Genomic DNA, 12468 nt, shown 5'->3' with positions numbered 1-12468 from the left:
TTCCCATCGATGTAATCCCCGGCCGTGAAGAAGCCCGCCTGATTTACCAGGGCGTGGCTCACCTGCTGCCGCAGTCCGACGAACGCCGGCTGGTGGTGGACATCGGCGGGCGCTCCACCGAGATGATCCTCGGCAAGGGGCTGGAGGCGCGCACCATGGAATCCTACCGGGTCGGCAGCGTGGCCTGGTCCATGAAGTACTTCGCCGATGGCCAGTTCACCGCCTCCGCCTTCGAGCGCGCGGAGATCGCGGCGCAGGCGGTCCTCGACGAGGCGCTCACGGTGTATACGCCGCAACGGTGGGAGGTGGCGTACGGCTCCTCCGGGACCATCGGCGCGGTCGCCGACGTCCTCACCCTGGCAGGCCAGGCGCGCGGCGAAGTGAGCCGCGCCGGGCTCGACTGGCTGTACGGCGAGCTGCTGCAGGCCCGCAGCGCGGACCGCGTGCGCCTGCCGGGCCTGAAAGACGATCGCCGCCCCGTGATCGGCGGCGGCGTCAGCGTGCTGCGCGCGGTGTTCTCTCTGCTGGGCATCGAGCGCATGCAGGCGGCCCAGGGCGCGTTGCGCCACGGGCTGCTGTTCGACCTGCTGGATCGGGAGCATGCCGACACCGACGTGCGAACGGAGACCGTGCGTGGACTCATGTCGCGGTTCGGGGCGGATGCGGCGCAGGCGCAGCGCGTCGGCCGGGTGGCAGGCCATTTCCTTCGCCAGTTGCGCGCCCAGGACCGGCCCGACGTGCTCGCGCGGCACGAACGCAACCTGGGCTGGGCCGCAAGCCTGCACGAGATCGGCAACCTGGTCTCGCACAGCGACTCCCACAAGCACGGCGCCTACATCCTCGACAACGTCGACGCGCCCGGCTTCACGCAGCCGGAGCTGCACCGGCTCGGGCTGCTGGTGCTGGGCCATCGCGGCAAGCTGCGCAAGCTGGAAGCCGACCTGGGCGACGACCTGTTCGCGCAGCAGCTCGCCTGCCTGCGGCTGGCCGTGATCCTGTGCCATGCCCGGCGCGACCCCGACCTGCGGGGGTTGCGCCTCGTCTCCTCCGGCTCCGTGCTGACGCTCGCGGTTCCATCCGCCTGGACCACGGCCTATCCGCAGTCGGCCCACCTGCTGCGGGAGGACGTGGTGGCCTGGCAGAAGACGCCGCGGGCGCTGCGCCTCGCCTGAAGGCGGCCGGCGGCCCGCGAAGGCCTAGAGGATCTCCGGCGACTGCACGGAGCAGACCACCACCTGCTCCTCGCCTTCGCGTTCGCGCGGGCGCAGCCACCACACGCCGCCCTTGCGGATCGTGCACTGGCCGCTGTCGATCTTCAGCAGCTGCGCGATCGTCTCGCCGAGCACCGGCTGGTGGCCGACGATCATCACCGGCTGCTTGGCGGCCGGCCACTGCGCGGCCTCCAGCAGGTCCGCGGGCGTGGCGCCCGGCTGCAGGGATTCGCGCAGCCGGTACTTGCGGCCGAGCGCGAGCACCGTCTGTTCGCAGCGCACGGCGGGGCTGCAGAAGATGCGCGTGCCGTCCGGGAGGAAGCGATCCAGCCACGCGGCCATGCGCGCCGCCTGTTTCTGCCCGCGCGCGGTGAGCGCCCGTTGCAGGTCCGGCAGGCCCTCGCGCTCGTCCTCGGCTTCGGCATGGCGCCACAGGATCAGTTCCATGATCTCGGCTCCTCCTCGTCGCCCGGCGGGACGCCATAACGTTGCATGAGCGCCGCCTGCGCGCCGTCGGCCCGGCCGTCCTCCGCTCCGTCGATGCGCCGGTAGGTGCCGTCCGGCTGCAGGTCCCAGGCGTCGCGGGCGTCGTGCAGGCTCGCCACCAGGCATTCGTCCACGATGCGCTGGCGCAGCCGCGCATCCAGCACCGGCCAGGCGAGCTCCACGCGGCGCAGCATGTTGCGGTTCATCCAGTCCGCGCTCGAGAGGTACAGGCTCTCCTCGGCGCCGGCGCGGAAGTAGAAGACGCGCGAATGCTCCAGGAAGCGGCCGACGATCGAGCGCACCCGGATGTTCTCGCTGAGCCCCGGCACGTTGGCGGGCAGCATGCAGGCGCCGCGCACGATCAGGTCGATGCGCGCGCCGCGGCGCGCCGCCCGCACCAGCGCCTCCATGAGCTGTTCGTCGGTCAGCGCGTTGACCTTCAGCACGATGCGCGCGTCCAGGCCCGAAGCGGCCGCCATCCCGACGAGATCGACCCGCTCCGCCAGCCGCCGGTGCAGGTGGAAGGGCGCGGTCCATACGTGGTGCAGCTTGGGCAACCTGCTCTGGCTGGCGAGGTGCACGAAGACCTGCTCGACGTCCCAGGTGAGCTGCGGATCCGCCGTGAGATGGCTGAGGTCGGTGTACTGGCGCGCCGAGCGCGGGTTGTAGTTGCCCGTCGAGAGGTGCGCGTAGCGGGCCAGGCCCGTGCGCTCGCGCCGCGTCACCAGCAGCATCTTGGCGTGCGTCTTCAGGCCCACCACGCCATAGACGACCTGCGCGCCCACCGCCTCCAGCGCCTCGGCCCAGTTGATGTTGGCCTCCTCGTCGAAGCGGGCCTTGAGCTCCACGACGAGGGTGACCTCCTTGCCCCGGCGCACCGCTTCCCGCAGCAGCCGCGCTTCAGCTGCGGGAAGATCGCGCGTCCCGGCACCAGGCCGCGCGGATAGCTCGGCGTGTAGACGGGAAACAGCAGCTTCGGGTCCTCGACCAGCGCGATCATCTGCTGCAGCCGCACCAGGTTCACCGGCCCGTGCACGCGAAAGAGCGCGCCCGCTGGCAGGCCGAACTGTCGCAGGAGGAAATCCGACAGGTGCTCGGAGCAGCCGGCGGAGACCTCCAGCCGCACCGCCTGGCCGTAGTGCCGCTGCTGCAGGCCCAGGCGCAGCGCGGTGCGCAGGTTGCGCACGTCCTCCTCGCCGACCGCGAGGTCCGAGTGGCGGGTCACCCGGAACTGCGAGAACTGGCCGACCTCCCGGCCGGGGAACAGCGAATCGAGGTGGGCGCGGATCACGCTGGACAGCGACACCAGCAGCCGGCGCTTTCCCGCCACTTCCGCCGGCATCGGGATCAGCCGCGGAAGCACCCGCGGCACCTTGACGATCGCGATCTCGTTCTCGCGGCCGAATGCGTCCTTGCCCGAGAGGCGCACGATGAAGTTGAGGGACTTGTTGGCGACCTGCGGAAAGGGATGCGCCGGATCGAGTCCGACGGGGATGAGCAGCGGCCGCACTTCGCGTTCGAAATAGTCGCGCACCCACTCCTTCTGGCGCGCGCTGCGCTCGCCGTGCGACACGATCGCGATGCGATGGCGGGCAAAGGCGGGCAGGAGTTCGTCGTTGTAAAGCGCGTACTGGCGTTCGACCAGCCGGTGCGCGTAGTCGGAGAGACGCTCGAAGCTGCCGACCGTGTACAGCCCGTCGTGCTCTCCCGCCAGCGCGGCGCTCACGTGCGCGGCGGCGCGCACCTCGAACCACTCGTCGAGGTTCGACGAAACGATGGTCAGGTAACGCAGGCGCTCGAGCAGCGGCACCTTCGAACGCGCGGCCCAGTCCAGCACCCGCTCGTTGAAGGCGAGGATGCTGTGGTCACGATCGAGGTACGGCACCACCGCGGGAACGGCGTCGCACATGGGTCAGCGGAGGGAGGGATGACGGAACCGTGACAGTGTCGCGGCACCCTATGACGGTTGCGTGACAACGGCCGCGTTCCCGCCGGGTGCCCGCGCCTGCCGCGCGGGCACCAGGAAATCGGCGAACAGGTGGGCCGCCTGCTTCCAGCTGAAGTCGAGCGCGCGCTCCCTGGCATCGAAGCGGGAGACCGACAGCGCGGCGAAGCAGGCTTTCTGCAGGTCCTCGTGCATCGCCCCGCCCAGGCTGCCGCTGCCGTCTTCGCGGGTGCGGCCGAGCACGGTCAGCGGGCCGTCGGCGGGAAACGCCGCCACCGGCGTGCCGCAGGCCATCGCCTCGACCATCACCAGGCCGAAGGTGTCCGCCAGGCTGGGGAACACGAACACGTCGGCCGACGCGTAGAGTTTCGCCAGTTCCTCCCGCGGCAGCAGGCCCACCCAGCGCACTTCGGGATGCTGCGCCTTGAGCTGCGCTTCCACCGGCCCGACGCCGCACACGATCTTGGTCCCGGGGAATGGCATCTTCAGGAAGGCGGCGATGTTTTTCTCGTACGACACGCGGCCCACGAACAGCGACACGGGCCGGCGCACCTCGCCCAGTCCGGGGTACGTGCGTGCCACCGGGTGGAACTCGAACAGCCCGGTGTCCACGCCGTGCGTCCATTCCCGCAGGTTGGCGAAGCCGCGCGCGCGCAGCATCTCCAGCACGCTGGGCGTGGGCACCATCACGCCCGAAGACGGCGCGTGGAAGTGGCGCATCACCGCATAGCCGAACCGCAGCGGCACCTTGATGGCGGCGTGGACGATCTCCGGGAACTTGGTGTGGAACGCGGTGGTGAAGGCGAGCTTGCGCTTGATGCAGTAGCGCCGCGCCGCCCACCCGAGCGGCCCTTCGGTCGCGAGGTGGATCGCATCGGGCAGGAAGGCATCGAGCTTTTCGGTGACGCCGCGCGACGGAGCGATGGCCAGGTCGATGCCCGCGTAGCCGGGGCAAGGCCGGGTGCGGAACTGCCCCGGATCGATCACCTGCACCTGGTGGCCCGTGGCGCGCAGTTCGCGCACCAGTTCCACCAGGGTGGTGACGACGCCGTTGACCTGCGGCAGCCAGGCGTCGGTGACGATGGTGATCTTCATGCGGCCTCCACCAGCGCGGCGCGGCCCGCGGGGGCGGCCGGCAGCAGCGGCGGCCACTGCACGAGTTCGAGGCGGCCATCGAGGTGCTCCACCAGCGCGGTGCGGCTTTCCACCCAGTCGCCGTCGTTGCAATAGAGCACGCCGCCGATGTCGCGCATCTCGGCGCGGTGGATGTGGCCGCAGACCACGCCCTGGTGGCCGCGGCGGCGCGCCTCGGCGGCGACCGCCACCTCGAAGTCGGTCACGTAGTTGAGCGCTTTCTTCACCTTGTGCTTCAGGTAGGCCGACAGCGACCAGTACGGCAGGCCGAGCCGGGCGCGCAGCGAGTTGAGGTGCCGGTTCATGCGCAACGTGAATTCGTAGAGGCTGTCGCCCACGTAGGCGAGCCACTTCGCGCACTGGATCACGCCGTCGAAATGATCGCCGTGCACGATCCACAGCCGCTGGCCGGCAGCGGTGACGTGCACCGCTTCCTGCGCCACTTCGATCCCGCCGAAATGCTGGCCGGCGAACTGGCGGGCGAACTCGTCGTGGTTGCCCGGCACGTAGACGACGCGGCAGCCCTTGCGCGCGCGGCGCAGCAGCTTCTGCACCACGTCGTTGTGCGACTGCGGCCAGTACCAGCGCTTGCGCAGCTGCCAGCCGTCGATGATGTCGCCCACCAGGTACAGGTGGTCGCTGGGATGGGCCTTGAGGAAATCCAGCAGCGGCCCGGCCTGGCAGCCGGCGGTGCCGAGGTGGATGTCGGAGATGAAGATGCTGCGATAGCGGCGGCGATGGAGACTTTCTTCGCGATCGTCCTCCGCGGGGCCGTCGAGGCCGGCCAGCAGGGGACCCAGGGCGTCGAAGGTGGTTCGCATCAGGCCCCCAGGAAGTGCTTGCGGTAGCGCGCGGGCAGGTCCTGGATCCGCATCATCATCGGCAGGTCCGCGGTGTTGAAGTCCGGGTCCCAGGCCGGCGCGCCGAGCACCCTGGCGCCGAGCCTCAGGTAGCCCTTGATCAGGGCCGGCGGCTCCATCTGCAGGGTGCAGTCGAGCCGGTCGACGGGCAGCGGCAGCCGGGGAGTCACCTGGCAGTCGATCGGGGCCAGGTGCGTCTGCTTCAACTGGTGCCAAACGCTGGCCGCCGCGTCGCCGCTCACCACGCCGTTGTGCAGCATGGGGATGCTGGCGCAGCCGATCATGGTGTCCAGGCCGTTGCGCTGCATGAAGCCGCCCAGGGCCGTCCACAGCGCCAGGATCACGCCGCCCTGCCGGTGGTCCGGGTGCACGCAGCTGCGTCCGAGTTCCACCATGCGTTCGCGCAGGGCGCGCAGACGCCAGAGATCGAATTCGGTGTCGCTGTAGAAGCTGCCGACCAGGCGCGCCTGGGCGGGCGTGAGCACGCGGTACGTACCCACCACTTCGTTGGTGACCTCGTCGCGCACCAGCAGGTGTTCGCAATACTCGTCGAACAGGTCGGTGTCGTGGCCGGGGATGCGGGTGTCCAGGCGAGCGCCCATCTCGCCGGAGAAGATCGCGTATCTCAGGCGCTGGGCTTCGCGAACTTCATCGAGGTGGCGAGCCCACGTGACGCGGATGCCGCCAGTGCGGTCCCCAGCTTGCGGAGCATCCGAAGGGCGATGAAGCGACCCCCTGGGCAAGCTCACCGGGGACAGGGGCAGCGTGGGGGTCGGCAGTTCGTTCATGGGGTCTCCTTCCTGGATGGCGCCAGTGTTCAGGAGGAAGGTGACCTCCGCGTGTCACTTCGATGGCACTCGCATGACAGTGGCGTATTCGACACTTCCAATATCTTGGTATAGTCGCCGAATGGACGAACGCGATGTGGTGGCTGCGCTGGCAGCCCTGGCCCACCCGGTGCGGCTGCGCATCTTCCGCGCGCTGATGGTCTCCGGCCCGGCAGGGCTGACGCCGGGCGTGATGCAGGAAGGCCTGGGCATTCCTGCGACGACCTTGTCCTTCCACCTGAAGGAGCTCGCCAACGCGGGGCTGGTGCGCGCCGAACGCGCCAGCCGCAACCTGATGTACCGCGCCGTCTACGAGGAGATGAACGGCCTCGTGGCCTACCTCACCGAGAACTGCTGCCAGGGCGTGGCATGCGTCGCCACGCCGGCAGCATCCTGCAAGAAATGACCCTCACGTCGACCAAGGAGTCCCGGAGGCGTCGCCGTGCTGCGCGCCTCGCGGCAAGCCCGTGGGGATCCCGGTGAAGGCCGGTTCCTCCTGCTGCTAGGCAACCCGATCCAGAAACCCGTCCGGGATATTCCCCTGCCATGACCACCAACGTCCTGATCCTCTGCACCCACAATTCCGCGCGCAGCGTCCTGTCGGAGGGCATGCTCAATCATTGGGCCGCCCGGTCCGGCAAGGACGTGCACGCGTACAGCGCCGGCAGCGCGCCGAGCGGCCGCATCAACCCGCATGCGATCGAGGCGCTCTCCGCGGCGGGCGTGGACACCGCGGAGTTCCGCAGCAAGAGCTGGGACGAGTTCACGCAGCCCGGCGCGCCGCAGATGCGGGTGGTGATCACGGTGTGCGACAGTGCCGCCGCGGAGCAATGTCCCTATTGGCCGGGCAGTCCGGTGAAAGTGCATTGGGGCTATCCGGACCCGTCGAACGCGCCGGATGCCGGCAAGGCCCAGGCTTTCGAACTCACCCGCCAGGCGATCGGCTACCGCATGCTGCAACTGGCGCAACTGCCGTTCGACCGGATGAGCGACGCCGAACTGCAGGCCGCGCTCGTCGCGATCTCCAGGAGCTGACATGGCGTCCACCCTGCGCCAGAAACTCGTTTCGGAGCTGCTCGGCACCGCGCTGCTGCTCGCCGTCGTGATCGGCTCCGGCATCATGGCCGAGCGGCTCGCGGGCGGCAACGTCGCCGTCGCGCTGCTCGCCAACACGCTGGCCACGGTCGGCGGCCTGTACATCCTGATCGAAATGCTCGGGCCCATCGGCGGGGCGCATTTCAATCCCGCGGTCTCGCTGGTGATGGCGTGGCGCGGCCACCTGCCCCCGTCGCTGCTCGCACCCTATGTCGCCTGCCAGCTGCTGGGCGCGATGCTGGGGGCCTGGCTGGCCCATGCGATGTTCGACCTGTCCATCCTGCAGTTCTCGGCCAAGGTCCGTTCCGGCCCGGGACAGTGGCTCGCCGAGGGGGTCGCCACCTTCGGCCTGCTGCTGGTCATCCTGCGCGCGCCCGCCTCGCGCGTCGCCGCCATGGTCGCGGCCTACATCGGCGCGGCCTACTGGTTCACCGCGTCGACCTCCTTTGCCAATCCCGCAGCCGCCTTCGGGCGCATGTTCAGCGACAGCTTCGCCGGCATTGCACCGGCGAGCGTTCCCGGTTTCGTGCTGGCGCAGCTGGCGGGGGCGGTAGCCGCGGTCGGCATGCACCGGCTGCTTGGCACGGCCGGCGACGCCACGAGCGTGCAGGAAGCTGCGCCGGCGCAGGTCGAACGCAACACTCCCTAAGGCTCCGCCGGCAGCGCGCGCGACCAGGCCAGCGCCTGCGCGACGACCCAGGCCGGCTCGTCGAGCGTGAGATCGTGTCCCGCATCCGGATGCTCGCGCAGTGGCGCAAGCCAGGCTCGGGCCATCGCGCGCGAGCATTCCACCGAGGCGAGGCGGTCGCCGCGCGAGGCCAGGAGCAGCAAGGGGACGGCGGGTGCGGCCTCGGGCGCGCGAAAGCGCGCGGCGGCCAACAACTGCCGCAGCATGTTGCCGTGCGTGACCGGGCGGGCCGCGGCGTAGTCCGCCCAGGCCGCGGCGACGGCGTCGTCCGGTTCGCGATTGCTCGTGAGCCGCACGATGCGGCGCTCCCGCGCGAGCGGCGTGGGACCGGCCAGGGTCGCCAGCAACTGGAGCAAAGCGGCCGGCCGCAGCCGCTGCCAGGGCTGCGACAAACCACGCATGCTGCTGTTGACCAGGATGCAGCCGCGCACTGCGGACGGATCCTGCAGCGCCCACTGCACCGCCACCATGCCGCCCAGCGACAGCGCGAGCAGCAGGTATGGAGGCCGCGCATCGCTGTCCTTCGCCAATTGCAGGCGCGCGGCTTCCGCGATGCGGGGCACGCTCGCGGCGCTGCGCTCGCGAAAGCGCCTGCCGTTGCCCGGCAGGTCGATGGCGACGACGCGGTCGCCGGCGGGCACGGCCTCACGCAGCATGGCGAGGAAGCGGCCCCAGTGGCGCGACTCGCGCGCCAGCCCGCGCAGCAGCACCCAGGTCGTCATCCAGGCTGCCCCCGGTACCAGAGTTCCAGGGCGCGCCGCCGGTGGTCCTCGCGCGCCTCGCCCTGCGGCAGCCACAGGGCCTGGCCGGCGGCCGCGCGCAGCACGAAATCGAGCAACGGCAGGTGCCGGCGCAGCACGCGCTGTTCGCGGTGCGCGATCAGCGGATTGAAGATGCCGGCGCGCGAGAACAGCTGGCGCGGGTTCTTCTTCACCCACAGCCACGAGCCCATCTCCAGCGTGAGCGGCAGGAACACGCCTTCGGCCGGCGCGGTCATCACCAGGTGGTCCCACAGGTCGCCGTGCGCGAGGTATTGCGCGCTCTGCGGTTCGATCACGTAGTTGTGGTGCGCGTGGCTGCGCACGTAGATGTCGTGCAGCGCATGCAGTTCCGGCAGCGCCCGCGTCGGCGCGCGCCGGTGCGCGAAGGGGAACCACACGCGGTCGCGCATGCCGAATCCGGAGTGGCAATCGAGTGCGATGCCGAGCGGCCGCCCCTGCAGCTCGCGCCGCACCCGCTCGCACAGTGCAGCGCTCTCCGCTTCCATCGGCGTGCCGTACGCCCCCCGGTACCAGGGCAGCACGGAGCTGATGCGTTGCCCGGAGATCAGCCACGGCGTGCGCTCCTGCGCATCGACGGGCGCGTTGCGCATCAGGTCCACGCCGCGGGGATTGGCCCGCGTGCCGGCGGCCATGCCGCCGGGATTGACCAGCGGCATGAACAGCACGCGCACTTGGTCGAGCGTCTGGCGCAAGGACGTGTCCCACGCGAGCCGCGTGACCAGGTTGTGCAGGTAGGCCGTCACCACGCGCGCGCCGATGCGCTCGAGCCCGTGCACGCCGCCGAAATAGGCGACGGCCGGTACGGAAGGATCGGGATTGCCGAGCGTGATCGCATGCACCGGCAGACGCCGGCCCGCGTGCTCCACCTCGCACGCCACGTCGCAGTGAAGATGGCTGCCGCCCAGCGCGATCACGCGTTCGAGTTCCTCGAGTTCCGGTAGTCCAGGGTCGTGCACGGGTGCGCAGGATAGTCGAAGTGCGTGTCATGAAGCTGCCATGTGCGTTGCCTAAGCTGCCCGGCGTTCGCAACCCCTTCCCCCATACCACCCCATGAACGCACAAACGAAGAACGAACTCGCCGCGCTGCACGCGGCGGACGAAGAAAACGCCAACACCAGCGGCAACCCGTCGCTGCTGGACGTGCTCGAGCAGCGCCTGTCCCGCCGCAACATGCTGCGCGTCGGCGTGGGCTCGGCGGGCGCCGCGGTGTTCGGCTCCCTCGCGGCCTGCGGCGGCGGCGGCGGCGGTGCGGCGGCAGCTCCCGCGCCGGCACCTGCCACGTCCGGTCCCACGCCCCTGAAACTCAGCTTCGCCCCGGTGGCGAAGAACAAGGACGATCGCGTCACCGTGCCGGCCGGCTATACCGCGTCCGTGCTGTACGCGCTCGGCGATCCGCTCACGTCGGCGACGCCGGCCTATGCCAACGACGGCAGCGACACCGGCTTCGGCGACCGTGCCGGCGACCACCACGACGGCCTCGAGTGGTTCGGCCTGGACGCGGCCGGCACCGCGCGCCTCGCCACCGGTTCGGAGCGCGGCATCCTGGGCATCAACCACGAGGCGACCACCGACCAGTTCCTGCACGTCGCGGGCGTCACGGCGAATCCGCGTCCGCCGGCGGAAGCCGACAAGGAAATGGAAGTGCACGGCCTGACCTTCGTCGAAGTGCGCAAGGCGCCCGGCTACGCGTACCAGAAGGACTCGGCGTACAACCGCCGCGTGACGCCGCTCACGCCCATGGAGCTCACCGGCCCCGTGCGCGGGCACGCGCTGCTCAAGACGAAGCATTCGATCGCCGGCACGCAGACGCGCGGCACGATCAACAACTGCGGCGCGAGCTTCACGCCCTGGGGCACCTACTTCTCCGGCGAGGAGAACTGGGTCAACTACTTCTTCCGCTCCGCCACCGACGACACCGCGCGTGGCGGTGCCGCCGCGAAGGGCGTCGTCTCGCTGCGCCGCTACGGCAAGAACCAGGGCGCCGCCAGCCGCCACGGCTGGGAGACCGCCGGCGCGGACGACCGCTTCGTGCGCTGGAACATCAGCCAGACCGGTGCGTCCGCGGACGGCACCGACGACTACCGCAACGAGATGAACACCTACGGCTACATGATCGAGGTGGATCCGTACGACAAGGTGCAGGCGATCCGCAAGCGCACCGCGCTCGGCCGCTTCGCCCACGAGATGGGCGTGTTCGGCCTGCAGGTGGCCGGCAAGCCGCTGGCCGTGTACATGGGCGACGACTCGCGCGGCGAGTACGTCTACAAGTTCGTGTCGACGGCCGCCTGGAACGCGGCCGATGCCAACCCGGCCAACCGCATCACCACCGGCGACAAGTATCTCGACGCCGGCAAGCTGTACGTGGCGAAGTTCAACGCCGACGGCAGCGGCAGCTGGATCGAACTGAACATCGCCAACCCGGCGATCGCCGGCTACGCGACCTATGCCTTCGCCGACCAGGCCGACGTGCTGGTGAACGCCCGGATCGCCGCCGACGCGGTCGGCGCGACGAAGATGGACCGTCCCGAGTGGAGCGCGGTGCATCCGGTGACGGGCGAGCTGTACGTGACCCTCACGAACAACAGCAACCGCAAGGTGGAGCCCACCGGCTCGCAGCACGGCGTGGACGCGGTCAATCCCCGCTCCTACACCGATGCGCCCACGGCGCCCGCTACGCCCGGCAACATCAACGGCCACATCCTTCGCGTGCGCGAAACCGGCGACGAGAGCGCGGCCACCACCTTCACCTGGGACATCTACCTGTTCGGCGCCGAAGCCGGCATGGACCAGACGAAGATCAACCTGTCGGCGCTGACCGCGGACAACGACTTCTCCAGCCCCGACGGCATCCGCTTCAGCCAGAAGACCGGCGTGGTGATGGTCGAGACGGACGACGGCGCCTACACCGACGTGACCAACTGCATGCTGCTGATCGGACTGCCGGGCCGCCTCGGCGACGGCGCGGTGCAGGCCATCAACTACACGAAACTGGACGGCAGCACGCTGACCGTGCAGACGCGCGTGGGCGCCAGGCCGACGCTGGACACGCTGCGCCGCTTCCTGGTCGGCCCCATCGACTGCGAGATCACCGGCATCACCGAGACGCCGGACGGCCGCGCGCTGTTCGTCAACATCCAGCATCCCGGCGAGACCATCAGCAAGGCTAACATCGGCAATCCCGCGATGTACCTGAGCCACTGGCCGGGCAATGCGGGCTACGGCGCGGGCGGCGCCACCGCGCGACCGCGCTCGGCGACCATCGTGGTGACGCGCGACGACGGCGGCCTGATCGGCGTGGACGGCACGGCGGTCCTCAACAACTTCTGACAAAAAAAGGGAGGCGGAGGACGGAGGTCCCGCGCGGCGCACGGGACCTCCGTGCCTTAATGCGGTTTTAAGGATGACTGCGGACAGTTGGGCCAGAAGGAGAAGAAGACCCC

At 70.0% G+C, this 12468-nt stretch carries 11 protein-coding genes and 1 pseudogene; 5 read left to right on the top strand and 7 right to left on the bottom strand.

The window, feature by feature from the left end:
- Window positions 1–1172 (top strand): exopolyphosphatase (locus VF522_RS17170; protein ID WP_330909517.1); only part of this gene is annotated, 1172 nt, incomplete at its 5' end.
- A 24-nt stretch (window positions 1173–1196) separates the two neighbouring features.
- Here VF522_RS17170 and VF522_RS17165 read toward each other — a convergent pair.
- The 5 genes and pseudogenes from VF522_RS17165 to VF522_RS17145 form a co-directional block, all read right to left on the bottom strand.
- Entirely contained in the window at window positions 1197–1658 is a 462-nt protein-coding gene (locus tag VF522_RS17165; RefSeq protein ID WP_330909516.1) for a SixA phosphatase family protein, read from the bottom strand.
- Window positions 1649–3613, bottom strand: a pseudogene (locus tag VF522_RS17160) (polyphosphate kinase). The gene VF522_RS17165 and the pseudogene VF522_RS17160 overlap by 10 nt, the downstream one beginning before the upstream one ends.
- Before the next feature lie 41 nt (window positions 3614–3654).
- On the bottom strand, window positions 3655–4737 hold the full coding sequence (locus VF522_RS17155) for a glycosyltransferase family 1 protein (RefSeq protein ID WP_330909515.1): 1083 nt from the start codon (window positions 4735–4737) through the stop codon (window positions 3655–3657).
- Window positions 4734–5597, bottom strand: a complete 864-nt coding sequence (locus VF522_RS17150) for a UDP-2,3-diacylglucosamine diphosphatase (protein WP_330909514.1) — start codon at window positions 5595–5597, stop codon at window positions 4734–4736. The genes VF522_RS17155 and VF522_RS17150 overlap by 4 nt, the downstream gene beginning before the upstream one ends.
- The gene (locus VF522_RS17145) at window positions 5597–6424 is read right to left on the bottom strand and encodes a GNAT family N-acetyltransferase (RefSeq protein WP_330909513.1); all 828 of its coding nucleotides are present in this window, start codon (window positions 6422–6424) and stop codon (window positions 5597–5599) included. Before VF522_RS17145 ends, VF522_RS17150 begins: the two co-directional genes overlap by 1 nt.
- 121 nt (window positions 6425–6545) lie before the next feature.
- Between VF522_RS17145 and VF522_RS17140 the strand changes: the two genes are divergently transcribed.
- From VF522_RS17140 to VF522_RS17130, 3 genes are all read left to right on the top strand, one after another.
- On the top strand, window positions 6546–6869 hold the full coding sequence (locus VF522_RS17140) for a helix-turn-helix domain-containing protein (protein WP_330909512.1): 324 nt from the start codon (window positions 6546–6548) through the stop codon (window positions 6867–6869).
- 140 nt (window positions 6870–7009) lie between these two features.
- Entirely contained in the window at window positions 7010–7498 is a 489-nt protein-coding gene (locus VF522_RS17135) for an arsenate reductase ArsC (protein ID WP_330909511.1), read from the top strand.
- Between the two features lies 1 nt (window position 7499).
- Window positions 7500–8207, top strand: a complete 708-nt coding sequence (locus tag VF522_RS17130) for an MIP/aquaporin family protein (protein ID WP_330909510.1) — start codon at window positions 7500–7502, stop codon at window positions 8205–8207.
- Here VF522_RS17130 and VF522_RS17125 read toward each other — a convergent pair.
- Together VF522_RS17125 and VF522_RS17120 are read right to left on the bottom strand one after the other, a co-directional pair.
- On the bottom strand, window positions 8204–8968 hold the full coding sequence (locus tag VF522_RS17125; protein WP_330909509.1) for an alpha/beta hydrolase: 765 nt from the start codon (window positions 8966–8968) through the stop codon (window positions 8204–8206). The two genes, VF522_RS17130 and VF522_RS17125, sit on opposite strands and share 4 nt — an antisense overlap.
- On the bottom strand, window positions 8965–9984 hold the full coding sequence (locus VF522_RS17120; RefSeq protein ID WP_330909508.1) for a M14 family zinc carboxypeptidase: 1020 nt from the start codon (window positions 9982–9984) through the stop codon (window positions 8965–8967). The genes VF522_RS17125 and VF522_RS17120 overlap by 4 nt, the downstream gene beginning before the upstream one ends.
- A 94-nt stretch (window positions 9985–10078) precedes the next feature.
- Between VF522_RS17120 and VF522_RS17115 the strand changes: the two genes are divergently transcribed.
- A complete protein-coding gene (locus VF522_RS17115; RefSeq protein ID WP_330909507.1) occupies window positions 10079–12355 on the top strand; it encodes a PhoX family phosphatase in 2277 nt (758 codons plus the stop codon).
- Window positions 12356–12468 lie beyond the last annotated feature (113 nt).

The sequence above is a fragment of the Ramlibacter sp. genome, assembly GCF_036383835.1.
Classification (GTDB): Bacteria; Pseudomonadota; Gammaproteobacteria; order Burkholderiales; family Burkholderiaceae_C; genus Ramlibacter.
Note: the sequence above shows the minus strand (reverse complement) of the source record. Positions and strands in the feature narration are given on the sequence as shown.